The sequence below is a fragment of the Frigoribacterium sp. Leaf186 genome (assembly GCF_001423905.1).
GTDB lineage: Bacteria > Actinomycetota > Actinomycetes > Actinomycetales > Microbacteriaceae > Frigoribacterium.
In genome coordinates this window covers 231,170-257,046 of record NZ_LMPQ01000011.1, presented here as the reverse complement: position 1 = coordinate 257,046, position 25,877 = coordinate 231,170, and the positions used below count along the sequence as shown (strand labels likewise).

The 25,877-nt window shown below is 72.4% G+C and carries 21 protein-coding genes; 5 read left to right on the top strand and 16 right to left on the bottom strand.

Annotated features, from left to right (window positions below):
- The 7 genes from ASG05_RS12745 to ASG05_RS12715 all read right to left on the bottom strand — a co-directional run.
- A partial coding sequence (locus tag ASG05_RS12745; protein ID WP_157490239.1) for a chaplin family protein occupies positions 1–727 on the bottom strand: 727 nt, incomplete at its 3' end.
- A 99-nt stretch (positions 728–826) separates the two neighbouring features.
- Positions 827–1,879 carry a hypothetical protein gene (locus tag ASG05_RS12740; RefSeq protein WP_056261399.1) on the bottom strand — a complete coding sequence of 351 codons (1,053 nt, stop codon included), beginning with the start codon at positions 1,877–1,879 and terminating at the stop codon, positions 827–829.
- Positions 1,880–2,066: 187 nt separating this feature from the next.
- Positions 2,067–2,759, bottom strand: coding sequence for a TetR/AcrR family transcriptional regulator (locus ASG05_RS12735; RefSeq protein WP_056261395.1), 693 nt, complete (start codon positions 2,757–2,759; stop codon positions 2,067–2,069).
- 64 nt (positions 2,760–2,823) lie between these two features.
- Positions 2,824–4,161 carry a LamG-like jellyroll fold domain-containing protein gene (locus tag ASG05_RS12730; protein WP_235491510.1) on the bottom strand — a complete coding sequence of 446 codons (1,338 nt, stop codon included), beginning with the start codon at positions 4,159–4,161 and terminating at the stop codon, positions 2,824–2,826.
- Positions 4,162–4,269: 108 nt separating this feature from the next.
- Positions 4,270–4,875, bottom strand: coding sequence for a hypothetical protein (locus ASG05_RS12725; RefSeq protein ID WP_056261391.1), 606 nt, complete (start codon positions 4,873–4,875; stop codon positions 4,270–4,272).
- Positions 4,876–5,058: 183 nt separating this feature from the next.
- Complete coding sequence (locus tag ASG05_RS12720; protein ID WP_056261389.1) at positions 5,059–6,771, bottom strand: AarF/ABC1/UbiB kinase family protein; 1,713 nt, start codon at positions 6,769–6,771, stop codon at positions 5,059–5,061.
- Positions 6,772–6,776: 5 nt separating this feature from the next.
- Positions 6,777–7,319, bottom strand: coding sequence for a PadR family transcriptional regulator (locus ASG05_RS12715; protein WP_056261386.1), 543 nt, complete (start codon positions 7,317–7,319; stop codon positions 6,777–6,779).
- A gap of 391 nt (positions 7,320–7,710) precedes the next feature.
- Here ASG05_RS12715 and ASG05_RS12710 point away from each other — a divergent pair, with 391 nt between their 5' ends.
- Positions 7,711–9,684, top strand: coding sequence for an Ig-like domain repeat protein (locus tag ASG05_RS12710; RefSeq protein ID WP_056261383.1), 1,974 nt, complete (start codon positions 7,711–7,713; stop codon positions 9,682–9,684).
- A gap of 202 nt (positions 9,685–9,886) precedes the next feature.
- On the opposite strand, the gene ASG05_RS12705 is transcribed toward ASG05_RS12710, so the two are convergent.
- From ASG05_RS12705 to ASG05_RS12690, 4 genes are all read right to left on the bottom strand, one after another.
- Positions 9,887–11,812: a glycoside hydrolase family 127 protein gene (locus ASG05_RS12705; protein ID WP_056261712.1), complete on the bottom strand. Its 1,926-nt coding sequence runs from the start codon at positions 11,810–11,812 to the stop codon at positions 9,887–9,889.
- 39 nt (positions 11,813–11,851) lie between these two features.
- Positions 11,852–12,730 carry a carbohydrate ABC transporter permease gene (locus ASG05_RS12700; RefSeq protein WP_082486768.1) on the bottom strand — a complete coding sequence of 293 codons (879 nt, stop codon included), beginning with the start codon at positions 12,728–12,730 and terminating at the stop codon, positions 11,852–11,854.
- Complete coding sequence (locus ASG05_RS12695) at positions 12,727–13,713, bottom strand: carbohydrate ABC transporter permease (protein WP_082486767.1); 987 nt, start codon at positions 13,711–13,713, stop codon at positions 12,727–12,729. The genes ASG05_RS12700 and ASG05_RS12695 overlap by 4 nt, the downstream gene beginning before the upstream one ends.
- A 68-nt stretch (positions 13,714–13,781) precedes the next feature.
- Positions 13,782–15,041, bottom strand: coding sequence for an extracellular solute-binding protein (locus ASG05_RS12690; RefSeq protein WP_235491509.1), 1,260 nt, complete (start codon positions 15,039–15,041; stop codon positions 13,782–13,784).
- Between the two features lie 165 nt (positions 15,042–15,206).
- Between ASG05_RS12690 and ASG05_RS12685 the strand changes: the two genes are divergently transcribed.
- Positions 15,207–16,232, top strand: coding sequence for a LacI family DNA-binding transcriptional regulator (locus tag ASG05_RS12685; protein ID WP_056261379.1), 1,026 nt, complete (start codon positions 15,207–15,209; stop codon positions 16,230–16,232).
- Between the two features lie 135 nt (positions 16,233–16,367).
- On the opposite strand, the gene ASG05_RS12680 is transcribed toward ASG05_RS12685, so the two are convergent.
- From ASG05_RS12680 to ASG05_RS12660, 5 genes are all read right to left on the bottom strand, one after another.
- Entirely contained in the window at positions 16,368–17,153 is a 786-nt protein-coding gene (locus ASG05_RS12680; protein WP_056261377.1) for an SDR family oxidoreductase, read from the bottom strand.
- 282 nt (positions 17,154–17,435) lie between these two features.
- Entirely contained in the window at positions 17,436–19,820 is a 2,385-nt protein-coding gene (locus ASG05_RS12675; RefSeq protein WP_056261699.1) for a beta-glucosidase, read from the bottom strand.
- 47 nt (positions 19,821–19,867) lie between these two features.
- Positions 19,868–20,773 carry a carbohydrate ABC transporter permease gene (locus tag ASG05_RS12670; protein WP_056261374.1) on the bottom strand — a complete coding sequence of 302 codons (906 nt, stop codon included), beginning with the start codon at positions 20,771–20,773 and terminating at the stop codon, positions 19,868–19,870.
- On the bottom strand, positions 20,770–21,804 hold the full coding sequence (locus ASG05_RS12665; protein WP_056261372.1) for a carbohydrate ABC transporter permease: 1,035 nt from the start codon (positions 21,802–21,804) through the stop codon (positions 20,770–20,772). Before ASG05_RS12665 ends, ASG05_RS12670 begins: the two co-directional genes overlap by 4 nt.
- Positions 21,805–21,813: 9 nt before the next feature.
- Positions 21,814–23,100 carry an ABC transporter substrate-binding protein gene (locus tag ASG05_RS12660; protein ID WP_056261370.1) on the bottom strand — a complete coding sequence of 429 codons (1,287 nt, stop codon included), beginning with the start codon at positions 23,098–23,100 and terminating at the stop codon, positions 21,814–21,816.
- Between the two features lie 148 nt (positions 23,101–23,248).
- Here ASG05_RS12660 and ASG05_RS12655 point away from each other — a divergent pair, with 148 nt between their 5' ends.
- From ASG05_RS12655 to ASG05_RS16435, 3 genes are all read left to right on the top strand, one after another.
- The gene (locus ASG05_RS12655) at positions 23,249–24,256 is read left to right on the top strand and encodes a LacI family DNA-binding transcriptional regulator (protein WP_056261367.1); all 1,008 of its coding nucleotides are present in this window, start codon (positions 23,249–23,251) and stop codon (positions 24,254–24,256) included.
- 54 nt (positions 24,257–24,310) lie between these two features.
- The gene (locus ASG05_RS12650; RefSeq protein WP_056261694.1) at positions 24,311–24,967 is read left to right on the top strand and encodes a hypothetical protein; all 657 of its coding nucleotides are present in this window, start codon (positions 24,311–24,313) and stop codon (positions 24,965–24,967) included.
- Between the two features lie 574 nt (positions 24,968–25,541).
- A complete protein-coding gene (locus ASG05_RS16435) occupies positions 25,542–25,679 on the top strand; it encodes a hypothetical protein (protein ID WP_157490228.1) in 138 nt (45 codons plus the stop codon).
- Positions 25,680–25,877: the final 198 nt, after the last annotated feature.

The window sequence follows — 25,877 nt, the reverse complement described above, 5'->3', positions numbered from 1 at the left end:
CGGGCAGGCCCACCGAGGGCACGACCTGCGTGCCGCCGAGGATGCCGTCGTCACCGGACGTCGCGCCGGCGCCGGCGGTGGCGTCGTTCGCCGCGCCTCCTGCGGGGGCTCCGGTCGTGCTGCCGGTGCTGGCCGAGTCGCCCAGCACCGAGATCGCGTTGCCGCCGACCGTGACCGGCAGGGTCACGTCGACGACGGCCTGCGAACCCGAGCCGACCGAGTCGTCACCCGAGGTCGCGGCCGGAGCCGGGGCGGGAGCAGGAGCGGCGGGAGCCGCCGGTGCGGGGGCCGGGGCCGCGGAGCCCGTGCTGGCCGAGTCGCCCAGCACCGAGACGGCGTTGCCGCCGACCGTGACGGGCACGTCGACCGAGACGATGCCCTGGCTGCCCGAGAGCAGGCCCGAGTCACCGCTCGTCGTCGTGACGGGCGCGACCGGTGCCGCCGGAGCGGCAGCGACAGGAGCAGCAGCGACAGGTGCAGCAGGTGCTGCGGCAGGCACCGCGGCAGGTGCCGCAGCCGGTGCCGCGGTGCTGCTCGAGTCGCCGAGCACGCTGACGGCGTTGCCGAAGGCCGAGACCGGGGCCTCGACGACGGCGCCGACCTGGGTGCCCGAGAGCAGCCCGTCGTCACCGGTGGTGGTCGCCGCGTTCGCGGCGGTCGTTCCGAGGGCCCAGATGCCCCCGACGAAGAGTGCTCCGACGAGCCCTCTCGAGACGTACTTGTTCATGGTCTTCTCCAAGAGATGAGGTGTGTGGTGCCGCGTGGTCGCGGCGGGGTCGCTGATGTCGCCGGCAGCCGGGGGGCTGCAGGGGCGACGCGACCTGCCTCAGTCGGGAGAAGAGTCGGTGTCGTACGCAGGCGTCGACGGGAGGTCGTCGTCGCCGTCCGCGGACCCCGCCGAGACGGCGAGTCCGGGAAGCTGGGAGGGGCGGGTCGCGTCGAGCGCGACGGCACCGCCGGTCGCGCCGCCGCCCGAGGCCTGACCGTTCGCGCTGCCGCCGGTGGTCGAGGGCAGGGCGGGTGCGCCGTGGTCGTCGCCCGAGGGCGAGTGCGCGGGGCCGGGGGCGGGCGCCAGGGGCGCGGTGGTCGAGTCGGTGACCGGGGTCGAGCCGGAGGCGATGCGGTCGCGGAGCGTCGCGAGGGCGTCCGCGCCGGCCGTCGTGGTCGACGACGCGTCGAGCTCGGCGGTGGCGTTCGATCCGGCGGCCGCGAGGTCGCCGCTCGAGGAGCCGAGGGCGTCGAGCGCGTCCGGGTTCGCGCCGACGAGCGCGCCGTCCGCGGTGACGTCGCCGCCGGGCCGGGGCGTGACGCCCTCGGGCACGTGCGGCGGCACGATCGGGGTGGCCGGAGCCGCCGCCGAGTCACCGACCGCGGCGAGACCGTCGTCGACGACGCCGGTCAGCGGGTCGGTCACGGTCGCGACCGGCGCAGGGCCGGCGACGGCCGACGCCACGGGCACGGCCGCGACGACCTGGTCCACGGTCTGCGCGACGGGCGCGACGACCGACGAGACGGGTGCGGCTGCCGCCACGTGCTGGACGACCTGGGGTACCACGGGTGCGGCGGCCTGGACGACCTGCTGCACCGGGGGCGCGACGGCCGTGGCCTGGACGGCGACGCCCGTGACCTGCGACACCGCGCCTCCTGCGGTCTGGCCCACCGCGGCCACGGGGGCGTCGAGCGAGCCGGCGACCTGGCCGACGGCCGAGGTCACGCCGCCGAGGAGCGACGAGGGGGCTTCGTCGGCCGAGGCCGACGTCGACGAGAACGCGAGTCCGAGGCCCACGAGGCCGACGGCGGCGAGCCCGGAGAGGCCGAGGAGGCGCACGAGACGGAGCGGGGCGGGTCGCCTCGTCGTCGTCTCGGCCGTCTGATCCACGGCGCACCTTCTTCGGTCGCGTCTCCTGCCGGGTCGGTTGGGCCCGGCGGCGGGGAGTCTCACCCCTTCACCACGCTGGTAAGACGCGATGTGCGGTCTTTTCTACGCCGACGTCCCGCGATTGTCCATGAGGTCGCCTCAGATGTACCCCGATGTCGTCGAGACGACCTCGGCGGCCCGGCGCGCTTCAGACCAGCTCGAGGTCCCAGGCAGGGGGCACGTAGACAGAGCCCCAGCCGGCCCGGAGGCGCGTGACGGCACGGTCGAACGAGGCGACGACGTCCATGTCGCGTCGGACCATCGACTGCAGCTGCAGCCCCTCGTAGAGGGCGATCAGCTGTTCGGCACCGCGGGCCGGCTGCATCGTGTCGGGTTCGCGCCCGAGCTCGACGTCGCGGGCCAGCGAGGTGTGGACGAGCCGGTAGAAGTGCTGCCACTGGTCGTGCAGCAGCGGGGCCGCCGGGTGGCCGGGTGTCGCCGCCACGTTGACGACGGCACTCAGCAGTCGCATGAGCGCGGGCTCGGCGGCGTTGGCCGCGACGATGGCGCGCAGCAGGGCGATCGTGCCGTGCGTCTGGGCCAGGGGCATCAACGGCCGCGTGCGACGGCCGACCCAGAGGTCGACGGTCGCGAGGACGAGGCCGTGCCAGTGCGTGAACTCGTCGCGCACGGTCTTGACCGAGAGACCGGCGGCCTCGGCGACGAGCTCGAACGTGGCCTCGTGGAACGCGTGGTCGGTGAAGACGCGCATCGCCGCCTCGACGATGGCGATGCGCCGCTCGACGGCGGCCGAGGGGGCGCCGAACGGGGTGGCGGTGGAGGGAACGGAGGTGGGGGCCGCGGGGGTCCGGCCTGCTTCGGGGTGGGTCTCGTGGATCACGGATCGACGTTACGCACGTCGCCCGCGGCGGTCGAGGCCCAGTAGGGGGCACACGGGGTCGCGGTCAGCGGCCTGCCGAGTACCGGGCGCTGACCTCGGACGGCGTCGAGACCACGTCGAGGATCGTCGTGTCGTCGAGGTCGCCCTTGTAGTACCTGCTCGTGGGCGCCGACGGCCACGCGCCGTTCATCCCGTCGTAGCCGATGCGCCAGTAGCCCCGGAAGTTCTCGGCGGCGGACTGGGTCGACGAGGCGACGCTCGCGCCGTCGACGTAGAGCGCCATGCCCGACGGGCCGAGGGTCGCCGTCGCGAGGTGCCAGGCGCCGTCCGCGTAGGCCCGCGGACTCTCGATCGAGAAGTAGCCGCCGTTGTAGACGCCGAAGATCAGCGTGCCCTTGTCGGTCAGGTAGAGGTGGCGGTCGTACTGGGTCGACGCCCCGGCCTGACTGTTGCCGAAGCTGATCAGCTTGCCGCCCGTCGTCGTGGTCGTGCGGAACCACGTCTCGACGGTGAAGACCTGGGGGCCGACGAGGCTCTCGCCCGTGGTGACCTGCCCGGTGACGCCGTCGAGCCGCACGAAGGGGCTGTTGCCCGCCGCGCAGGTGCCGTCGCGGATCGTGGCGCCTTGCGTGAGGGTGCCCGTCCGTCCGTTGCCGCTGGCGTCGCGGGCGGTCGTGCCGGCGCCGTCGTTGAACTGGTAGGCGAACCGTGCCTGGGCGGCGACCGGCCGGTCGAGGCAGGCGAAGCGCGAGGTGGCGAGGGTGGCGCGCGTCGAGGTGGTGGCCGAGAAGGCGGCGTGGCTCGACCCGACGACGGCGAAGAGCACGGCCACCCCGGCGACCACCGTGAGCACGGCGCCCGAGGCCCGCGCCACACGGCTCCGCCCCGTCGGTGGCGTCCTCGCGCGGTGGCGCGAGAGGGCGAGCGGGTCGGCCACGTCGTCGGTCGCCGGCTCGAGCCGGGTGGCGGCGAGCAACAGCAGCACCACGAGCGACACGACGAGCACGCCGAGGGCTCGGTCGCCGCCCTGCCACAGCATCGCCGAGCCGATCGCGGGGACGAGCAGCACGCCCACCCCGCGGACGGCCTCGGTCGGGACCAGGCTCGAGTCGACGTCGGCGTTGGCGTCACCCCTCAACCGCAGCCCGTCGTCGGTGGTGTCGACGAGCCGGTGCAACCGCAGGGCGCCGGCACGGTCGGGGTCGTCGACGAGCAGCACCTGGCCGGCGTCGAGGTGGTCGACGTCGACGGGCATCGCCACGACGACGTCGCCCGCCACGATGGCGGGCGCCATCGAGCCCGAGACGACGGTGGTCGGCGACCAGCCCCAGAGGGCCGGGACGGCCGCCCAGAGCAGGAGGCACACGGCCGTCGCGAGGACGACCCGCGCGGTCGTCGCCACGCACAGCGCACCCCAGAACGACAGAGCGGTTCGGCTCTGCGGATTCGTGGTGGCGGTCGTCATGGCGGCGTGGCCGGGCTCGGAGGTCGACGGGGGTCGACGACCGGGTCAGCGGGTCTGGGCCTCCCAGGTGAAGGCGATGGCCGCTCGGGAGTCCTGACCGGAGTTCGGCGTCGACTGGTTGAGCGTGTAGGTGAACTTGAACGACCGGGACTCGGGGGTCGTGCCGGCCGGCGACCAGGTGGGGGCGCCGTTCGCGTACCCGGTCCGCTGGCTCGCGAAGTCGGCGAGCGTGCCCGAGAAGACCTGGGCGTTCTGCGAGGAAGGGGTGAACGAGTCGCACGAGGTGCTCGACCCGCCGGTGCCCTGCTGGACGGTCAGGTCGAGGTACGACGAGAGCGAGTTCGTCGTCGTCGCCGACGTGCCGTAGAGCCGGACCGCCGAGGGCGCGCTGCCCTTCGAGGTGACGGTGATGCACTTCGAGCCGCTGTCGCCGGGCACGAGGTTCGAGGCCGTGAACAGGGCCACGTCGGCGTCGTCGTCGGTGAGCTGCACGGTGCCGGTCGACCAGTTGCTGGTCGGGTTCGAGGTGGTGGCGGAGAACGCCGAGTAGGAGGCCGTCGAGATGATGGCTCCGGAGGCGATGACGGCGACGGGCACGGCGGCCCAGCGGGCGCGGCGCGTCCAGCGGGCGCGACTGATCGATCGGGACATGTCGGGGAGTCCTTCGGGTGGGGTGCGTCGGGCCCCCGTGGTGCGGGTCGGGAGGGGGCGCGCGACGTGTCGGCACGGTGCCGATGAGCCGAAAGTACCCACGAATCGTCCCCCGGGTAAGGGCCCGGGTGTCCCCAGTGAGGGGGAACCCCCTGTACCCCTTTCGGGCCCCGGCCCGGGTCGTCAGCGCCCGCGGCCGGCCAACAGGGCGTGCAGCAACGGCACCGCCGAGGTGACCATGAGCACCGTGCCGAGCACGTCGTCGCCGCTGCGGAGAACGGCCCCGGCGACGAGCAGCGCCCCGAAGAGCACGGCCGAGACGACCCGCCGCGCCACCCGCTCGATGCGTCCGAGCTGGCGCTCGATGCGCGGGCTGCCCACCTCGAGCGACCCGTCCTGCAGGCGGTCGACCAGACCGTCGAGGCGGCCGGGCAGTCGCGCGGCGACGGAGGCGGCGTCGAGGGCGCGCCGTGCGACGTCCTGCACCGCGTTGCCCCGCTCGTCACGGATCAGCTGTGCCGCGTACGGCTCGACCGAGTCCCAGAGGTTGAAGCTCGGGTCGAGCGCGCTCGCGACGCCCGACGTGAGCGTCATGGCCCGCAGGACGAGCAGGAAGTCCTCGGGCAGCTGGAACGGCAACGACCGGATCAGGTCGCCGAACTGGCCGGCGAACTCGCGGTACTCACGGGGGTCGACCTCACGCAGCTCGGCGAAGCCCATGCCGCCGAACCGGGCGAAGGTCGCGCTGACGGCTCGCTCGAGCCCCACGGTGTCGGCACTCGGCAGCAGGACGCCGAGGTCGCGCATGGCGGTGACCATGCCCGAGCCGTCGCGTGACGCCGCCGCGATGAGCAGCTTGCGGAGCCCGGTGCGGGTGCCCGTCGGCACCTCGCCCATCATGCCGAAGTCGATGAAGGTGAGCTTCCACGGCCGGGCACCGTCGACCGCGTCGGGCACCGGGGTCACGAAGATGTTGCCGGGGTGCGGGTCGGCGTGGAAGAACCCGTGGGTGAAGAGCTGGTCGAACATCACCTCGGCGAAGACCGGCGCGACGTCGGCCGGGTCGATGCCCGCCGCGGCCAACGCCTCGACGTCGGTGATCTTGATCGCCGAGACGTCGTCCAGCACGAGGACCCGTCGCGTGGTGCGCTCCCAGACGACCTCGGGCACGCTCACCCGGTCGTCGCCGGCGAAGTCGGCCGCGAACCGGGCCGAGTTGGCCGCCTCGTTGAGGTAGTCGATCTCTTCCAGGCTGGTGCGGGCGAACTCCTCGACGAGCGAGGGGGCGTCGACCCGATCGGACACGAGCCGGACGTGGCTGAGCCAGCCGCCTACGCGGCGCAGGGCCGCGAGGTCGACGTCGACGATCGCGTCGATGCCGGGCCGCTGCACCTTGAGCACGACGGCGTCCAGCCCGGTGTCGGCCGAGTCGGCGGGGCCGAGCGTCGCCCGGTGCGCCTGACCGAGCGAGGCGGCGGCGATGGGCGACGGGGCCACCGTGGTGAACACCCGGTCGAGGGGTCGCCCGAGCTCGGCCTCGGCGAGCGCGCGGATGCCCTCGAACGGCACCGGGGTGACCTCGTCCTGCAGGCCCTCGAGTTCTTTCGTGATCTCGGGCGGCAGCACGTCGAGGCGCGACGACAGGTACTGGCCGACCTTGATCATCAGGCCGCCGAGGTCGAGGGCGAGCGCGTGGAACCCCCGGGCGAACCGACGCATGCGCCGCGCCCTCGTCCGTTCGGCCAGCCGTCTCAGGCCGAAGCGCGGCAGCACGAGTTCGAACCACCAGGTGACGGCCAGGTGGCGCGACGCGAAGCGGAGGATGCGGCGGTATCGGGCGCGACCCGCGGCGTCCTGGAAGGCGGGACGGGACGGATCGTGTCCGGCGGACGACACCCGCGTCAGTCTCGGGCGAGGATCGAGTAGATGCGACGACGGGCGTCGTCGAGCACCGCCACGGCCTCGTCCACCTGCTCGGGCGAACCGGAGCGTCCGACCTGGGCGGTGGCGCGGGCGAGGTCGACGCCCGCCTTGGGCAGCGCCGTGTAGCGGTCGCCCGACGACGGACCGGCAGCACGGAACGGTGCCGAGTCGTCGGCGCCCGCGACGGCGCGACCGGCCTCGGTGAGCGAGTACACCTTGCGACCGTCGGTCTCTTCGGCGGCGACGAGGCCCTCGTCGCTGAGCAGCTGCAAGGTCGGGTAGACCGAGCCGGCGCTGGGCTTCCAGTCGCCGCCGCTGCGGTCCTCGATCTCGCGGATGACCTGGTAGCCGTGCATCGGTCGCTCGGCCAGCAGTGCGAGGATCGCTGCGCGCACTTCGCCCCGGGGCGCCCGGGTGCCCTCGCGTCGGTCGAAGGTCGAGCGCAGCTGCTCCATGGCCTGCCACATGCCGTCGAGGCCGGTGCCCATGCCGAAGGTTCCGGCGGATGACGTGTTGTTCATGGTGTTCTCCTTCTCGAGGGTGGAACGGGGTCGAACGACACCCGGACGATATACCCCGGCACCCCGCCGGTCAGGGCTGACACCCAGACAGGGGAGGCGCGGCGGCCGAGATTCCGAACGCTCCTGTTCTGGGGGTGCCCCGGGACTCGGACGGGGGGTTCGAGACCGCGCACGACGGTGGTTGTGTTCTATGCACGGGCATGAACCCCCGTCGACGGCTCGCTGCCGTCATCCCTCCGGCGTTCCCCGACGTCCGCCGGAGGACTCCCTGCCGCCTCGGCGTTCCCCGACGTCCGTCGAGGCGGCAGGACCTCCGGCGTTCCCCGACGTCCGCCGGAGGGCACCACCCTCGGTGACGACCCGCGCGCCGAGACAGCCCCGGAGTCCCTCCATGCCCTCGTCCCCGATCCGCCGCCTCGCGGCGACCACCGCCGCGGCGGCCCTGCTGCTCACCGCCCTCGCGACCGCCCCGGCCCAGGCCGCGTCCTCGCCGACCGACGAGGCGCCTCCCGTGGTGACGGCGGCCGCCTCGCCCGCAGGCGTGACGGCCGACCTCTCGGACGACATGGTCGAGGTGCCCGCGTCGCCGTTGATGAAGGCGCAGACCGACGACGAGGTCTCGCGCGCCTCGACCGTGACGACGCACCCGGTCTACGTGAGCGTCGCCACCGTGACCGCCACGACCTCGGACGACTCCGCCACGCCCCCCGACGAGGCCTCGATCCGCACCGCGGTCGCCCAGCTGCACGACTACTGGTGGGAGGAGTCCGGCCACACCGTCGACGTGACGCTCGGCGGCATCGAGACGCGCCCCCTCGACCAGGCCTCGTGCAACCCCTCGACGGTGCTCAACACGGTGCACACCTCGGCCTTCGGCGGCCGGTTCGCCCGGTACGCCTGGGCCGGCACGAACGAGCACCTGCTCGTCCTGACCCGCGAGACCTGCGGCACGACCGCGTTCGGCACGGTCGGCGGCGACGGGGGCGAGATCTTCAGCTCGTACGGCACGGGCACCGCGCTCGGCGTCCCCGTGCTGCTGCACGAGTTCGGCCACAACCTCGGCTTCGGCCACGCCGGGGCCGGCATGTGCCGCAGCACGACCTCGTTCGACGGGGCCGCCGACGACTACCGCTACGCCACGTCGACCGACACCCCGGCCGCCTGCCCCGTGCTCGAGTACGGCGACTTCCTCGACATCATGGGCTACTCGGTCTCGTCGGCCCGGCCCCACCTCTCGTCGGTGCAGCGGGTGCGGGCGGGCTACCTGAGCGACGTGACGACCCTCAGCGGAGCGGGCACCGAGCGCCAGGTCGTCGTCGGTTCGCTCGACGGCGCCGCGACGGGCCGGGCCGTCAAGGTCGTCGACCCGATCAGCGGGCAGGACTACTACCTCGAGTACCGCACCGCCACCGGCCAGGACGCCACCAGCGCCGAGTTCGCCGGCCGGTCGTCGTCGTGCGCGCTCGTCGCCCCGGGCTACACCCGCTGCGCGCTCACGAGCGACAAGACGACCGGCAGCGTGCGCGTGCTGCGGTCGCTCACCTTCTCGGGCACCGTCACCTCGACCGTCGCCCTCGCCGTCGGCCTCGACGCGAAGGCCGACCCCAGCCGTCGCGACACGCACCTCGACGCGGGCGAATCGTTCACGAGCGCGAACGGCGGCTTCACCGTGTCGGTGCGGTCGATGACGCCCTCCGGAGGCGCGGTGCTCGACGTCACCCTCGCCGGCGCCGCCAAGCAGAGACCCGTCGCCGCCCCGGCGACCGCCGTCGCCACGACGAGCACGCTCACCGTCGACCGCACGCGCCAGGCCTACGGCTCGACGACGCGCATCACCGCCACCACGCGGGTCGTCACGGCCGACGGGTCCGCGCCGGTCGGCACCGTCACGCTCCGCGACGGCACGAGCACGGTCGGCTCCGCACGGGTCGGTACCGACGGGCGCTCCGCGGTGACCCTGCCGGCGACGACCAGGGTCGGCGCCCACTCGCTCCGCGCCTCCTTCGTTCCCGACACGGCCGCACAGGGTGCCTCGGACTCGGCGGCGGTCGCCGTCACCGTCGACAAGGCGTCGTCGTCGAGTGCGCTCTCGACGGGCACGGCCCCGGTCAAGCGCAACGCCGCGGCGAACGTGACCGTCACGGTCGCCGTGCCGGGCGTGACGAACCCCGGCGGTGTCGTCACCGTCTCGGCCGGCGGCAAGGTGCTCGGCACGACCGAGCTCACCAGCACGGGCGGGGGCCGCGTGACGGTCCCGGTCGCCTCGTTCACCCGGGGAGGCGTCTACGCCCTGACGGCCTCGTACGCCGGGACGGACACGCTGTCCGCCAGCGTGTCGAAGCGGATGATCGTCGTCGTCCGCTGAGGCGCCGCGCCGCGCCTCCCCGCGTCTCGCGGCAGGCGCCAGGCGCCGAGCACCCGGCACCTGGCACGACGAGCGGTGGGTCGCGGTACCGGACCACGACCCACCACCCGGCCCGACGGGAAGAGCCGCCGGGCGACCGGGCCTTCTCAGGAGCCCGGGGACCTCTCACCACCGGTCGCGACGTCGTCGCGACCTCTCGCCCTCAACCTCGCCGCGCCTCCCCGGCGACCGGCAGCCAGACGCGCATCGTCGAGGGCCCGCGGTTCGCCCAGGTGGCGTAGGGCACGAGGTCGACGGGGCCGAGCGCCCGACTCGAGTCGTGCGACCGGCCGTACGGCCAGTCGTCGCCGTCGTCGGTCAGTCGCGACACCTCGACGGTGACCCCCTGAGCCGTGGTGACGGGCTCGACCGACGTGTCGACGACCACGTCGTTGACGTCGCCCTCGGGCAGGTCGGTCGATTCGAGGGCCATCACGAGCGGTCCCCGCTGCACGGCGACCTGTCCGCGCACGGCGTCGATGCGGGCGTCCGGCGTCACCCAGCGGGCCTCGACGGGGAACCGGACCGTGACGACGTCACCGGCGCGGAACGAACGCCGGACCGTCGTCACGCGCCCCACCCGGGTCGACGGCGCCTCACCGGGGCCACCGACCGCGGCGGACCCCGCCCACGACGGGATGCGCAGGTCGAGCCCGACCTCGCGCCCGGCGTCCTCACGCCAGGTGACGGTGACGTCGCCGTCGTACGGGTAGCCGCTGCGGACCGAGACCGCGACGGGCGTGCCGTCGGCCAGGGCCGTGTCGACGTCGTAGTCGCCGTACTGGTGCAGCTGCAGGCCGTCCGCCGTGGTCGTGGCGAAGCTCAGCTCGACGCTCGCCAGCGTGCGGGCCACGTTCGTCGGGCAGCACGACACCTCGAACCACGGCGCCCGCAGGCTCGACAGGGCCCGGGCGTTCAGCTCGTCCTCGTCGGGGGCGACGCCGTCGGTGCGCTGGTGCAGCGTGTTCGTGTAAAAGAAGGCCCGACCGTCCTCACGGGGCGAGGCCATCACGGTGTTGAGCAGCGTCCGCTCGATCAGGTCGGCGTACCGGGGATCGCCGTCCTGCAGCAGCAACCGCCACGACACCATGTTCGACGCGATGCCGGCGCACGTCTCGGAGTAGGCCCGGTCGGGCGGCAGCTCGAAGTCGGCACCGAACGCCTCGTCCTGGTGGTGCGACCCCATGCCACCCGTGACGTACGTGCGCCGGGCGACGGTCGCCTCCCACTGACGGCGGACGGCGTCGGCGAGCTCGTCGTCACCGGTCTCGACGGCGACGTCGAGGGCACCGGCCGCCAGGTAGAGCGCTCGCACGGCGTGCCCGCGCAGCACCTCGGCCTCGCGCACCGGCACGTCGTCCTGGAAGTACTCCTGCCCGTACTCGATCGGCGCGAGCAGACCGTGGCCGCGGCGCTCGACGAACAGACGGGCGAGCTCGACGTACCGGGGTTCGTCCAGGGCGCGGCCGAGCTCGACCAGGGCGACCTCGATCTCGGGGTGTCCGCAGACCGCCACCCGCCCCTCCGGCCCGAAGGCCTCCCACAGGTGGTCGGCGAGCCGGCGCGCGACGTCGACGAGCGGACCCTCGACGCCCGTCCGGGCCGCGGCCACGGCGGCCTGGATCAGGTGGCCGAAGCAGTAGAGCTCGTGACCCCACTCGAGGTCGGAGTACCGGGCACGTTGCCAGGGCCGCCCGAAGCTGGTGTGGAGGTAGCCGTCGTCCTCCTGTGCCGAGGCGACGCGGTACGCCAGCCGGTCGTAGCGCGCGGCCAGGTCGTCGTCGTGCGACCGGCCGAGCTCCCAGGCCATGCCCTCGAGCAGCTTGTAGACCTCGCTGTCGACGAACTCGATGCCCGCGTGCTCCCAACCGGTCTCGTGCGAGGCGGCCCGGTCGAAGTTGCCGGTCCAGCCGATGCGCTCCATCCAGTCCTCGCAGTGCCGTAGCACGACGTCGGCGTTCAGGCGCTGCTTCTGACCCCAGTAGCCACCGGTGAGGCGGATCTCGGAGGCGTCGAGCGGCGTGAGGGCGGACCGGCTGGGCGAGACGGGCCCGGCGAACGCCGTCGTCGAGGGGTGGGTGGTGGTCACGGGCGTGCTCCTCGTGGGTCGGGTGGTGGTCATGTCGGGTCAGTCCTTGACCGCACCGGCGGTGACGCCGGCGGCCACGTAGCGCTGGGCGACCACGAGCAGGACGGTGGCGGGGATGGACGCGACGACGGCGGTCGCCATGATCGAGTTCCACTCCTGGTTGTTGTTGCCGATGTAGCGGTAGATGCCGAGGGTGATGGTCTGCGCCGACCCGCCGCTGTTCAGCGTCGACGAGAAGACGAAGTCCGACCAGGCCCACAAGAACGCGAACAACCCGACGGTGACGGCCGAGTTGCGACTGACCGGCAGCACCACCGAGACGAAGGTGCGCCACGCGCTCGCACCGTCGAGCTTGGCGGCGCTCATCAGCTCGTCAGGGATGCCGCCCATGAAGGCCGTGAAGATCAGCACGCCGAACGGCACCGCGAGCGTCGAGTCGGCGATGACGAGCCCCCACCACTGGTTGAGGATGCCCAGGTTGAGGTAGATCGCGTAGAACCCCATCGCCATGATGACCTGGGGGATCATCTGCGCGACCAGCAGGAGGAAGCTCAGCGCGCCTCCGCCCTTGGGGCGCAGCTTGGCGAGCGAGTAGGCGGCCGGTGCCGACAGCGCGATCGTCACGACGACCGTGCCGAGACCCACGAGCAGGCTGGTGCCGAGGTAGGGCAGCTGCTCCGAGACGACGGCGGCGTAGCCGTCGAGCGTCGGGTTCGTCGGGAACCACGACGGCGGGCTCTGCCGCATCTGCGCGGTCGGCGTCAGCGAGACGTTGATCATCCAGTAGATCGGGAACAGCATGATCGCCGTGAAGACGACGCCGAGGACGGTCGTGGCCAGGCTGCGCCGGCCGGCACGACGTGAGGAGGCGCGGCGCACGTCCGATCGCGGTGCCGCCGCTCGGGAGGTGACGGTCATGACTGGTTCTGCTTCCTCTGCACGCGCAGGTAGACGAATCCGCAGACGAGGGCCATCACGATCAGCAGGTTGCCGACGGCGGCGGCCGGGCCGAAGTCGGGCAGGGTGGACCCGAAGCCCAGCTGGTACGACCAGATCGCGAAGGTGGTCGAGGCGTCGCCCGGGCCGCCGCGGGTCATGATCCAGATGATGTCGAAGACCTTCAGCGTGTAGACCAGGCCGAGCAGGATGGTGATGGCCGACACCGGGCGCAGCAGGGGGAAGGTGATGCGCCAGAACTTCTGCCAGGCGCCCGCCCCGTCGAGCGACGCGGCCTCGTAGATGTCGCCAGAGATGTTCTGCAGTCCGCTGTAGAGGATCACCAGGTTGAACGGGATGCCGATCCAGATGTTGGCCACGATCACGCTGGTCAGCGCCCACTGCGGCGAGGTGAGCCAGTTGACCTGGCTGCCGCCGAAGGTCTCGAGGACCGAGTTCACGACGCCGCTCTCGCTGTTGAGCATCCACGACCAGGTCGAGGCGCTGACGATCAGCGGCAGCAGCCACGGCACCAGGAACAGCGCACGCAGCGTGGCCGACAACGGGAAGCGCTGGAAGAAGAACACGGCCAGCGCCATGCCGATCGAGAACTGGAAAGCGATGGACACCCCGGTGAAGAGCAGGGTGTTCGTCAGCGCCGGCGCGAAGGTGGGGCTCGTGACCACGTCGGTGAAGTTGTCGAGCCCGATGAACGGTGCCGTGCCGTCGATGAACGACCGCACCGTGTAGTCCCGGACCGACAGGTCGACGTTGCGGATCAAGGGGTAGGCGTAGAACACCGCCAGGTAGGTCACGACCGGGGCGATGAAGGCCCAGGCGGTCAGCTGGCTCGCGTCCGGGCGACGGCGACGCCTCGGACGACCGGAGGTGCCGGGCGGGACGTGCGTCCCGCCCGGCCGTCCGTCCGGCACGGCCTCACGACGTTCGAGGATGTCGGTGCTCATGGTTGCCCTTTCCGGGTGTCGTCGTGTCGTCGTGTCGTCGTGGGAAGCCGGCCCGCGAGGGTGGACGGTTACTTCGTGGCCGACTCGGCGGCCTGCTGGGCCTCGTCGAGCGCGTCCTCGGGCGAGGCCGAGCCGCTGAGGCTGTTCTGCACGGCCTTCCAGAGCTGCTCCGAGATCTTCGGGTACTTCGTGCCGAGGTCGTCGCTGGTGCGCCCCTTGGCGTCGCCGACGGCGGTCACCCAGGGCTCGAGGTCGGGGTCGGCCTGCACCTGCTGCTCTTGGGCGTCCTTCGTCGGGGCGACGTACGACAGCGTCGTGTCGGTCGCGACGAGGTTGTCGGTGCTGGTCAGGCACGACTGGATCTTCTCGCTGACGTCGTACCGGGCGTCGTCGCTCTGGACGGGGACCGTCAGGAACTCGCCGCCGGTGGGGGCCGGCGCCGCGCCTCCGTCCTTCGCCGGGATCGAGATGATGCCGTAGTCGATGCCGGACTCCTTGACGCCGGCGAGCTGCCAGGTGCCGTTCTCGCCGAACGCGAAGTCGCCGGTCAAGAACTCCTGCCAACTCGTGGTCTGGGTGTTGCCGATGACCGAGTTGGGCGCGTAACCCTGGTCGACCCAGTCGGTCCAGAGGCTGAGCGCCGACACGGCGTCGTCCGACGAGAGGTCGGTGAGTTCGGCACCCGAACCCCAGTACCACGGCAAGAACTGGAAGCTGCCCTCTTCGGTGCCGATGCCCGAGAAGGTGATGCCCTTCTTCCCGGCGGCCGTGACCTTCTCGAGCGCGGAGGTCAGGCTGTCCCAGTCGGTGATCGACGCGGGATCGACGCCTGCCGCGTCGAGGACGCTCTTGTTGTAGTACAGCGCGAGCGTGTTGGCGCCGATGGGCACCCCGTAGGTCTTGCCGTCGATCTGACCGGCGGCGAGGACGTTCGGCTCGACGTCGGCCGTGTCGGCGCCGGTCTCGTCGGTGTCGGTGAGCAGACCTGCCTCGGCGAGCGTCGAGACGACGGGGTTGTCGACGAGCAGCAGGTCGGGCGAGTTGCCCTGCTGCCCGGCGAGCAGCGCCTTGCTCGTCAGGTCGGAGGTGTCGTAGCCCGTGCGCTCGACGGTGACGCCGGCCTCGGTGCCACAGGCCTGCACGAGCTTCGCCCAGTCGGACGAGTCGTCGAACTGGGGGTACGGGTCCCAGAAGGTGTAGGTGCCCGAGGCGGCGGACGTGCTGCCACCCGACCCCGAACCGCCGGCGCAGCCGGTGAGTGCGAGGGACGCGGCGGCGATGCCGACGACGGCGACGGCCGCCGTCTTGCTGCGGATGAACGAGATCACAGGGATTCCTCTCTGAATGCTGCGGGTTGCTCGCCCAGAGAGCGTCGTGCGGTGCGGGTGCACGACCGTCTCGCCGTCGAGATCTTCGAACCGAAACCGGTTTCGGGTTGAAAGCTACATTCGCTGCAGTTGCTTGTCAACACGTTCGTGAACTAATTTCGCTGCATGGGCACAGGCAACGGCGGGCGGGGCACGGGGGCGCCCGTCACGCTCGCCGACGTGGCGCGCGCCGCCGGCGTCTCGGTCGCGACCGCCTCGAAGGCGCTCAACGGGCGCGCGCAGGTGCGCGAGAGCACGCGGGTGAAAGTCGAAGAGGCGGCCGCCGCCCTGTCGTTCACCCCGAACTTCTTCGCCCAGGCGCTGAACTCGCAACGCACCGGCACGATCGGCATGGTCACCAGCGACCTCGACAACCGCTTCGTGCTGCCGGTCCTGCTCGGCGCCGAGGACGCGTTCGGCTCGGGGTCGCTCTCGGTGTTGCTGGCCGACGCACGAGACGACGCCCTGCGCGAGCAGCTGCACCTGCGGAACCTGCTCACCCGACGCGTCGACGGCCTGCTGATCGTGGGGCGCACCACCAACCCCCGGCCGCCCGCTCCCCTGGTCTCCGACGTGCCGGTGGTCTACGTCTACGCCCCGTCGACCGACCCGGCCGACGCGTCCTTCACGCCCGACAACGTCCAGGCCGGCCGCCTAGCGGCCGAGCACCTGATCGCCAAGGGGCGCCGTCGCATCGCCCTCGTGAACGGCGAGTCGTCGTACGCCGCGTCGCGCGACCGGGCAGCGGGGGTCGTGGCGGCCACGCAGGCGGCCGGGCTCGAGCTCGTCGGGGGTGCGGCGCTCTACGGGCAGTGGGGTGAGGCCTGGGGGCGGGACTGCGCGCGCCTCCTCGTCCGGGGTGACGAGACGATCGACGCCGTCATCGCCGGCAGCGACCACATCGCGCGAGGGGTGCTCGACGCGCTTCGCGACGAGGGCCGCACGGTGCCGGGCGACGTCGCGGTCATCGGCTTCGACAACTGGGACGTCCTCGTGCGCGAGTCCCGCCCGACGCTCAGCAGCGTCGACATGAACCTCGAGCAGCTCGGCCGGGCCGCCGCCCAGCACCTGGTCGACGCCATCGGGGGGACGACCTCGGCGGGCGTCACCTACGGCGCGGTGCGGGTGCACGAGCGCGAGTCGACGGGCTGACGCGCTGCACCTCGGCACGACGACGAACCCCGATCGCGAAGACGAACCCCGATCTCTCGGGGTTCATCGTCGCGAACGGGGTTCGAGGGCGCAGGAGGCGCGGGGCGGCACCCCGGGACGCGACCGCCCCGCGCGTCAGTACTTCGCGGACTGCCCACCGTCGATCGGCACGACCGCCGCGTTGACGTACGTGGCGTCGTCCGACAACAGGAACGCCACGACCGAGGCGATCTCGGCGGCCTCGCCGTAGCGCTTTGTCGGGTTGACCTGGATGAACTGCTCGGCGGCACCCTTGGGGTCGTCGGCGTCGAGCTGGCGCATCGAGGCCTCGACCATGGGGGTCCAGATGGCGCCGGGCGCGATGGCGTTGACGCGGATGCCGAACTCGCCGTACTCGACGGCCGAGTTGCGGGTCAGCCCGACGACGCCGTGCTTGGCGGCGGCGTAGCCGGACTGGTTGCCGACGCCGCGGATGCCGCCGACGCTCGCGGTGTTTACCACGGCGCCGCCGTCACCCTGCTCGCGCATGACGCCGAGCACCTTCTCGAGGCCCAGGAACACCCCGCGCAGGTTGATCGAGACGACCTTGTCGAACTCGTCGGCACCGAAGCGCTCGGTGAGGTTCTGCCTGCCCTCGATGCCGGCGTTGTTGAAGAACCCGTCGATGCGGCCGAAGCGCTCGACGGTGGCCGAGACGTAGCGGGCGACGTCGTCCTCGCTCGACACGTCGGCCGTGACGGTCAGCACCTCGGCGCCCGGGACGGCCTCGAGCACGGCGGCCTCCGAGTCGGCGAGGCCCTTCTCCGAGACGTCGACGAGGGCGAGCTTCGCCCCCTCGCCGGCGACGCGGATCGCGGCGGCCCGGCCGAGGCCCGACCCTCCGCCGGTGATGAGGACGACCTTGTCGGTGAAACGCTCCATGGCGCGGGCTCCGGTTCTCTCGTGTGCGGGGCCCGACACGGCGCCGGGCCAGTCGCCGTGCGACGGTGCACGGTCGGCAGTAACGCTACACGTGTCGCCTTACTGGGCCCTGACCGCGGTGGCCGCACCGCACCTCCTGCCCGCCCGCGCCGCGCCGCGCCACGACGCGACGCGACGCGACGAACCCCGTTCACGAAGACGAACCACGAGAAAACGGGGTTCATCTTCGTGAACGGGGTTCAGGCGCAGGAGGCGCGGGTCGGCCGCCCGCGCAGGCCCGCCTCAGACGCCGGCGAGCGCCTCGATCTCGACGCCGACGATCCGCTCGTCCGCGATCGTGACCGCGTACGCCTCGCCCGTGATCCGGACGGCGGACTCGGTCTCGCGCTCGGCGCACGAGCCGCCGACCCAGAGCTCGACGTCGCCGGGCTCGACGACCCGTCGGTGGTGCCGGTCGGTCAACGCCAGGCGGGAGGTCGGCACGCGGAACGCGACCCGCGCCTCCTGACCGGGGTCGAGCGTGACGCGTGCGTAGCCGAGCAGCTGCGCGACGGGTCGGGTGACCGAGCCGACGACGTCGTGCGCGTAGAGCTGCACGAGGTCGGTGCCCGGGCGGTCGCCGGTATTGGCGACGGTGACGGACGCGACGAACGAGCCGCCGGCCGGCACGTCCGCCGAGTCGACGACCAGGTCGGAGCGACGCCACGAGGTGTACGACAGGCCGTGGCCGAACGGCAGCACCGGCGTGCTGTCGGCACTCGTCACCTCGGACGGCCCGCCGAGCACCGGGTGCAGGTACGAGAACGGCTGTGCCCCGGCCGAGCGCGGCAGCGACACGGGCAGGTGCCCCGACGGTTCGACGCTGCCGGTCAGCACGCCGGCGACGGCTGCGCCGCCCTCCTCCCCCGGGAAGAACGCCTGCACGACGGCCGCCGGCGCCCACTCGCCCGAGATCGCCCACCCGATGGCGTAGGGCCGACCCGAGAGCACGACCACGACGGTGGGCGTGCCCGTCGCGACGACCGCCTCGACGAGCTCGCGCTGCACCCCCGGCAGCTCGAGGCTCTCGACGTCGTTGCCCTCGCCCACGGTGCCACGGCCGAAGAGGCCGGCCCGGTCGCCGACGATCACGACGGCCACCTCGGCCCCGCGGGCGGCCTCGGCGGCGGCGTCGATCCGCGACCGGTCGTCGCCCTCGACGTCGCAGCCGCTCTCGACGACGACCTCGGCCGTGGGCAGCTCCGCGCGCAGGCCGTCGGCGACGGTCGGCAGTTCGATGCCGAGCGGCACGCCGGGGTGGTGTGCGAGCACGTGGTTGACGAACGAGTAGCAGCCCATCAGGGCCTCGGCGCTGTCACCGTTCGGCCCGACGACCGCGACCGAGGCCGGGCCGGCACCGGCACCACCGGCACCGCCAGCACCGTCGACACCGGTACCGGCACCACCTCGCACCAGCGGCAGCACCCCGTCGTTGGTCAGCACGACGACCGACTCGTCGGCCAGCCGACGCGCGACCGCGCGGTGCTCGGCCGAGTCGAGGTCGATCGAGGTCGGGGGCGGCGTCTCGAAGGTCTCGTCGAGCAGCCCGAGCTCCTCCTTCTCGGCGAGCACGCGCAGCACGGCCCGGTCGACCAGCGCCTCGTCGACCTGCCCCGAGCGCACCCGCTCGGCGAGGGGTTCGAGGTAGGCGTCGCCCGTGGGCAGTTCGACGTCGATGCCGGCCTCGAGGGCGAGGGCGGCGGCCTCGCCGCGGTCGGCCGCGACCGCGTGCATCACCTGCAAGAAGGCCACCGAGAAGTAGTCCGACACGACGACCCCGTCGAACCCCCAGCGCCGACGCAGCACGTCGGTCAGGTACGACGGCGACCCGGCGACGGGCACGCCGTCGATCTCGGCGTACGAGTTCATCACCGAGCGCACGCCCCCGTCGAGGACGGCCATCTCGAACGGTGGCAGCAGCACGTCCTCGACGAACCGCGGGCCGACCTGCGCGGGGGCGTGGTTGCGGCCCGCCGCCGAGGTCGAGTACCCGACGAAGTGCTTGAGCGTCGCGTGGACGCCGGCCGACTGCAGCCCCGTCACGTAGGCCGTGCCGATGGTGCCGACGACGTAGGGGTCCTCGGCGATGCACTCGTCGACGCGACCCCAGCGCGGGTCGCGGATCACGTCGAGCACGGGCGCGAGGCCCTGGTGCACGCCGAGGTCGCGCATCGACCCGCCGATCAGCCGCGCCATCTGCTCGACCAGCTCGGGGTCGAACGACGCGCCCCAGGCCAACGGCGTCGGGAACGTCGCGGCCTGCCAGGCGGCCAGCCCGGTCAGGCACTCCTCGTGCACCAGCGCGGGGATGCCCAGTCGGGTCTCGTCGCGCAGGCGGCGCTGCTCGCGCCACAACCAGGAGGCGCGCTCGGCCGGGTCCACCGGCCGCGTCCCGTAGACCCGCGTCAGGTGGCCGAGCCCGTGGCGGGTGGCCTGTTCGTAGTCGCCCGAGGACGCCATCTCGCCCTGCATCGGGGCGACGTTGTCGGCCCCCTGGTCGACCCACCAGCCGACCAGCTGCGCCAGCTTCTCGTCGAGGGTCATCTCGGCCAGCAGCGACGCCACCCGGTCGGAGGCGCGGGATTCGCCGACCGTGAGGGCCTGCGGTCGGTGAGCGGTGTCGGTCATGTCGGCTCGCGCCTCCTGGTCTGTGGCGGTCGCGGTGTGGGTGGCGGTCATCCCTTGACCGCCCCGGTGAGCCCGCCGACGATGCGGCGTTCGAAGAGGCTGAAGAAGATCAGCGCCGGCAGCATCGACAGGGCCGTGAAGGCCAGCACGCGGGCGGTGTCGACCGAGTACTGCGACGAGAACGCCTGCACGCCGAGGGGCAGCGTGAAGGTGGACGGGTCGTTGAGGATGAACAGCGGCAGCAGGTACGAGTTCCAGGCGCCGATGAACGCGAGGATGCCCACGGTGATCACGCCGGGCAGCGACAGCCGCACCACCATGCGGAAGAAGAAGCCGAGGCGGCTGCAGCCGTCGATGAAGGCGGCCTCCTCGATCTCGTCGGGGATCGCGCGGAGGAACGGCACGAGGATGATGATCGTCGTCGGCAGCGCGAACGCGATCTGCGGCAGGATGACGCCGGCCAGCGAGTTCGTCAGCCCGAGGTCGCGGATCACCAGGTAGAGCGGGGTGATGGCCACGGTCATGGGGAACATCAGCCCGGCGGCGAACAGCGCGTAGAGCACGCCGCGGCCGGCGAACCGGTAGCGGGCGAGCACGTAGCTGGCGGCGAGGCCGAGCGCGACCGTGCCGATCGTGGTCGCGCCCGCCGAGATCAGCGAGTTGCCGACCTGGCGCCAGAACGTGCCGCCGGTGAGCACGTCCAGGTAGTTGCCGACCTGCCACGGGCTCGGCAGCCCGGACGGGTCGGTGGTGATCTGCGCGTTGGTGCGGAAGCCGCCGATCACGATGAACGCGACGGGCGCGAGCATCGCCACGATGACGACCGCCGCGACCACGTACGCGACGCCGCGTCCGGGGTCGGCGATGCCGCGCCTCCTGCGCCTCGTCGGCCGGGGCGCCGTCGAGGCGGGGGTGCCGCCGCGCGGGCGGGCGGGCAGGGTGCTGGCGGTCATCGTTCTTCTCCTGCGGTGGTGGCGGCGGTCGTGACGGCGCCGGCCGTGTCGCGCCGCAGCACGTAGCGCTGGTAGACGAGGGCGACGACGAGCGAGATGAGGAACAGCACGACGGCGACGGCGTTGCCGTACCCGTAGCTGCCCGAGGTGCGGCCGTTCGCGACCATGTAGGTCGCCATGGTCGAGGTGCCGGCGGTCGCCGCGATGTACTGACCCCAGATGATGTAGACGAGGTCGAACAGCTGCAACGAGCCGATGATCGACAGGAACGCCCAGATGCGCAGGGTCGGCCCCAGCAGCGGCAGCGTGATGCGGCGCTGGATCTGCCACCAGCTCGCACCGTCGATGGCCGCGGCCTCGCTGAGCTCTTCGGGCACGCCCTGCAGGCCGGCGAGGAAGAGGATGACGGCGAAGCCGACGTACTTCCAGGTGATGATCACGAGCAGGGTCCAGATGGCGATGCTCGGGTCGGCGAGCCAGTCCTGCGCGAGCGAGCCGAGGCCCACCTTCGTCAGCAGGTCGTTGACGGCGCCGCTGCCCTGCAGCATGAGGCTCCAGCCCGTGCCGACGACGACCTCGCTGATGACGTAGGGCACGAAGATCAGCACGCGGATCAGCGACTGCCCGCGCAGCTTGCGGTTGAGCAGCAGCGCGAGGCCGATGGCGACCGGGCCCTGCAGCACGAGCGAGAGCACGACGATCGTGGCGTTGTGCCGCAGCGCGTCGAGGAAGGTCGAGTCCTGGAAGATCGTCAGGTAGTTGCGGAACCCGACGAAGTCGGTCGGCGGGCCGAAGCCCTGCCAGCTGAAGAAGCCGTAGTAGGCGGCCATCACGATCGGGAACACCACGAAGGCCAAGAAGACCACGAGGGCGGGTCCGACCAGCAGGGAGATCTCGAGGACGCGGGCGCCACGCCCCTTCCGGGACACGGCCCGGGAGGCCGCCGGGGGCGACGCGAGTGCGTCGCCCCCGGCGGTGGCGTGAGCCCGCGAGGGTGCGGCGGGCCGCACGGCGGGTTCGCGGAGGCTCACGACGGGGCCCTACGCCTTCTTGGCGGCGGAGTCGACGGCGTCGACGAACTGCTGCGGCGTGCCGTCGCCCGACAGCAGGTCGACCACGGCGACGTTCATCGCGTTGCCGACGTTCAGGCCGTAGACGGTGTCGAGCCACTGCGAGACGAACGGGGCGTCGTTGTAGGCGCTGAGCACGTCCTGCAGGTAGGGCTCGGTGACCGACTCCTGGGCGACCGTGTTCACGGGAGGCGCGTTGAAGGCCTTGTAGTAGGCCGTCTGCACGTCGGGGGTCGCGAGGTAGTTCAAGAAGTCGACGCACGAGTCGGGGGCACCGGCCGAGCAGGAGTACCCGTCGACGCCGCCCATGATGGCACCGGCCTCGCCGTCACCACCGTCGACGGCGGGGAAGGGGAACCAGCCCAGGTCGGGCAGGGGCTGCGCGTCGGGCGTGAGCGAGGCGATGACCCCGGGGTTCCAGGCGCCCATGAGCTCCATGCCGGCCTGGTGGTTGGCGATGAGGCCGGCCGAGCTGCCGGCGCCCTGCTGGGCCGCCGTCGTCAGGAACCCGTCGTTGAAGGGCTCGGTGTCGCGGAAGTCGGCGAGGTCCTCGGCGGCCTTGACCCAGCAGTCGTCGCTGAAGTCACGGTCGGCCGCGGCCTGCTCGAGCACGTCCGAGCTGCACGAGCGCAGCGCGAAGAAGAAGTACCAGTGGGCGGCGGGCCAGGCGTCCTTGCCGCCCAGCGCGACGGGCGAGACGCCCGAGCCCTTGAGCGCCGTGACGGCCTCGTCGAGCTCGTCCATCGTCGTCGGGGCCTCGGTGATGCCGGCCGCGTCGAAGAGGTCCTGGCTGTACCAGAAGCCGCCGGGCAGCACGGCGACGGGCATCGAGTAGACCTTGCCGTCGATCGAGCCGGACCCGAAGGTGCCCTCGCTGATCTGGTCCTTCGCGTCGGCCGAGATGACGTCGGTGATGTCCTTCACCTGGCCGGCCGCGACCATGGCCTGGAGCTTGCCACCGCCGCGCTGCAGGAAGACGTCGGGTGCGTCGCCCGAGTTGAGGGCGGTCTGCAGCTTGCTGTCGAAGTCCTCGTTCTGCACGGTCTGGACGTCGATCGTCACGTCGGGGTTGGTCTTCTCGAAGTCGGCCGCGGTGGCCGTCCAGAAGTCCTGGCCGGGGCCGGTCGTCGAGTTCTGCCAGAGCGTGAGCGTGCCGTCGTCCGAGCCGCCACCCGCCCCGCCGCTGCAGCCGGTCAGCAGTCCCGCTCCGATCAGCAGGGCCGCAGACCCGGCCAGGAGCCGTCGAGATGTGGTCATGGTTCCACCTTTTCCTCTTCGTTGAGCGGCCGTGGTCGACCGAGCGTGCCGCGCTCCGATGCGCGGCGTGAAGTCAGTGTGAAAAAACGCCGGGCGAGTGTCAAACGTTTTCGAAAACCATTTCGGTCAGCGCTAGGCTGCCGACGTGATGACGCCTCGGGTGACGATCCACGACGTGGCACGGGCGGCCGGGGTCTCGGTCGCGACCGTGTCGAAGGCGGTCAACGGCCGGTACGGCGTCTCGGCGCAGGCGGTGGAGCGGGTGATGGCCGCCGTCGACGAGCTCGGCTACGAGTCGAGCCTCGTCGCCAGCAGCATGCGGGCGCGGCGCACGGGCGTGATCGGCGTGCTCGTGGCCGACTTCGAGCCGTTCAGCTCTGAGGTGCTCAAGGGCGTCGGCGCCGCCGTCCGCTCGCGGGGCGCCGAGTACGACCTGCTCGCCTACAGCGGGGCGCACCGCGGCGAGAACACCGGGTGGGAGCGTCGCTCGCTCAGCCGCCTGAGCGGCACCCTGATCGACGGGGCGATCCTCGTCACCCCGTCGGTGCTGACCACGACCGTCAGCATCCCGGTGGTGGCCGTCGACCCGCACACCGGGCGCACCGACCTGCCCTCGGTCGAGGCCGACAGCCGGGGCGGCGCCCTGCTCGCGGTCGAGCACCTGATCGGCCTGGGCCACCGGCGCATCGGCTTCCTGGCCGGCCGGCCCGACCTGCGCTCGGCGTCGTTGCGCGAGGCGGGCTACCTGCGGGCGCTGCGGGCGGCGGGGATCACACGCGACCCGGGCCTGACGCGCAACGGCGACTTCGAGCTGACGGCCTCGCGCCAGGCCGCCCGGTCGCTGCTGACCAGCGCCGACCGGCCGACCGCGGTCTTCGCCGCCAACGACCTCTCGGCCATCGCCCTGTTGCGCACCGCCCTCGACCTCGGCCTCCGCGTGCCCGACGACCTGAGCATCGTCGGCTTCGACGACATCCCCGAGGCCTCGCGCGAGTCGCCCCCGCTGACGACCGTGCAGCAGCCCATGCAGCGACTCGGCAGCGCCGCCGCGGGCATGCTCTTCACGATGCTCGACGGCGGGACGCCGACCGCCCCCGAGGTGCAGCTGCCGACGCGGCTCGTGGTGCGGGGGACGACGGGGCCGCCGGGGCGGTGACCTCGAGGCACAGGCTTCCACAATCGTTCGCGACCGCGTACGGTTGTGGTCACCATGGCCGAGGTGAGTGCGTCCGAGTACGCGAAGAGTCACGACATCTCGACTCGGCGTGCCCAGGCGGCCGCGGCGGCCGGGCTGATCGACGCTCGGTGGATCGGCGGTCGATGGGTGATCGACGACGCGGTTCCACACCGACACCTGCCCGGCCGACCACTCTCACGCCGGTCGGCCGACGCCCTGCTGGCTCGACTGACCGATGACCCCGAGTGGGCCGGCGGGCTGTCGCCCAGCGAGCGCGGCCGGACGCTCGCCCGCGTCGACGAACTGCAGCAGGGCACGAAGCCCTCCGAGCGCCTCGCCCTCTGGCTGCGAGCGGCGTACCCCGAGGCCCGGGGGTTCGAGGCGCCGACAGCCGACCTCCCCGACCTGCGACGAGACGCCCGACTCACGCCGGGGGGCAGCAGCGACGACCGGTCGGGCATGAGCGACGGGGGTCGGTTCGAAGCGCACGTGTCACATGCCGATCTCGACGCCCTGTCACACGAGTACCTGCTCGTGCCGTCCCGCCGACCCAACGTCCTGCTGAGGGTCCACGACGGTGGCCCACTCGGCCCGCTGACGCTAGGCGCCCTGATCGCCGACCTGGCGACCAGCGCCGGGCCACGTGAACGAGCCGCCGCCGACCGGTTGATCCTCAGGAGCCATCGATGATCGTGGCTCCCCCGCTCCACCCGGCTCAGGCCGAGGCCTGGCACGCCCTGTTCGAACTGCACGCCCTCCTGCCGCGCGGCTGGGCACTCGTCGGCGGCCAGATGGTCCAGTCGCATTGCTGGGAGCGAGGCGCCACACCGTCGCGCCCCACGGACGACGCCGATGCGGTGCTCGACGTCCGGGCGCACCCGACGATGTTGATGCGCTTCACGACGCTGCTGAGGGACCGCGGATTCGTGGCGGACGGCCAGAGCTTCGAAGGACACCAGCACCGCTGGTCCGCGGTGAGGCGCAGATCGACGTCCTCGTCCCGCGCTTCCTCGGCGTGCGGGCGTCGTCGCGCCGCGGGGTCGGAGGCGGTACGACCATCGGGGCTCCGGGCGCGTAGGGAGCCCTCGACCGCGCTCGCCCCGTCGAGGTCCGGGGGAACGGCCGTGAGGGCGTCATCTCGAGGCCGACCCTTCAGGGAGCGCTCCTCGCCAAGGCCGCAGCCGTCGAGATCCCGGGCGACGACCACACGAGACACCTCGTCGACATCGCCACCCTCGGGTCGCTCGTCTCACGGCGTGATCGAGTGGCGACGGACGTCACCGACACCGAGCGGCGCCGCATCCGTGCCGCCTTGAGCCTGATCGAGCGCGACCCTCTCGTCTGCCGCGTCGCCGACGTCGATCCGATCGTGGTCGAGCGCCTCAGACTCGCCTTCGCCTAGGCCCCCGCAGACCCCGGTGTCGCCCTTGACACCAGAGCCCCGTGACGGGAGTTCGGGCTCCCGACGGTGCCAGCGGTTCGGGCCGCTGACGGCGTGCCACGACTCGGTCGGACACGGGGCACCCTAGGCGGCACCCGGGCATGTCTTCGGAGCGGTCCGCCTCAGCCGTTTGGTCGCCTCGCCACACCTCTGCCGTCG

What these genes read in the sequence shown, in the direction of transcription:
- ASG05_RS12695 (WP_082486767.1), bottom strand. Translation starts at nt 13,713, where the DNA reads ATGAGCACCGACATCCTCGAACGTCGTGAGGCCGTGCCGGACGGACGG.
- ASG05_RS12685 (WP_056261379.1), top strand. Translation starts at nt 15,207, where the DNA reads ATGGGCACAGGCAACGGCGGGCGGGGCACGGGGGCGCCCGTCACGCTC.
- ASG05_RS12680 (WP_056261377.1), bottom strand. Translation starts at nt 17,153, where the DNA reads ATGGAGCGTTTCACCGACAAGGTCGTCCTCATCACCGGCGGAGGGTCG.
- ASG05_RS12700 (WP_082486768.1), bottom strand. Translation starts at nt 12,730, where the DNA reads ATGACCGTCACCTCCCGAGCGGCGGCACCGCGATCGGACGTGCGCCGC.
- ASG05_RS12660 (WP_056261370.1), bottom strand. Translation starts at nt 23,100, where the DNA reads ATGACCACATCTCGACGGCTCCTGGCCGGGTCTGCGGCCCTGCTGATC.
- ASG05_RS12675 (WP_056261699.1), bottom strand. Translation starts at nt 19,820, where the DNA reads ATGACCGACACCGCTCACCGACCGCAGGCCCTCACGGTCGGCGAATCC.
- ASG05_RS12655 (WP_056261367.1), top strand. Translation starts at nt 23,249, where the DNA reads ATGACGCCTCGGGTGACGATCCACGACGTGGCACGGGCGGCCGGGGTC.
- ASG05_RS12710 (WP_056261383.1), top strand. Translation starts at nt 7,711, where the DNA reads ATGCCCTCGTCCCCGATCCGCCGCCTCGCGGCGACCACCGCCGCGGCG.
- ASG05_RS12670 (WP_056261374.1), bottom strand. Translation starts at nt 20,773, where the DNA reads ATGACCGCCAGCACCCTGCCCGCCCGCCCGCGCGGCGGCACCCCCGCC.
- ASG05_RS12650 (WP_056261694.1), top strand. Translation starts at nt 24,311, where the DNA reads ATGGCCGAGGTGAGTGCGTCCGAGTACGCGAAGAGTCACGACATCTCG.
- ASG05_RS12725 (WP_056261391.1), bottom strand. Translation starts at nt 4,875, where the DNA reads ATGTCCCGATCGATCAGTCGCGCCCGCTGGACGCGCCGCGCCCGCTGG.
- ASG05_RS12715 (WP_056261386.1), bottom strand. Translation starts at nt 7,319, where the DNA reads ATGAACAACACGTCATCCGCCGGAACCTTCGGCATGGGCACCGGCCTC.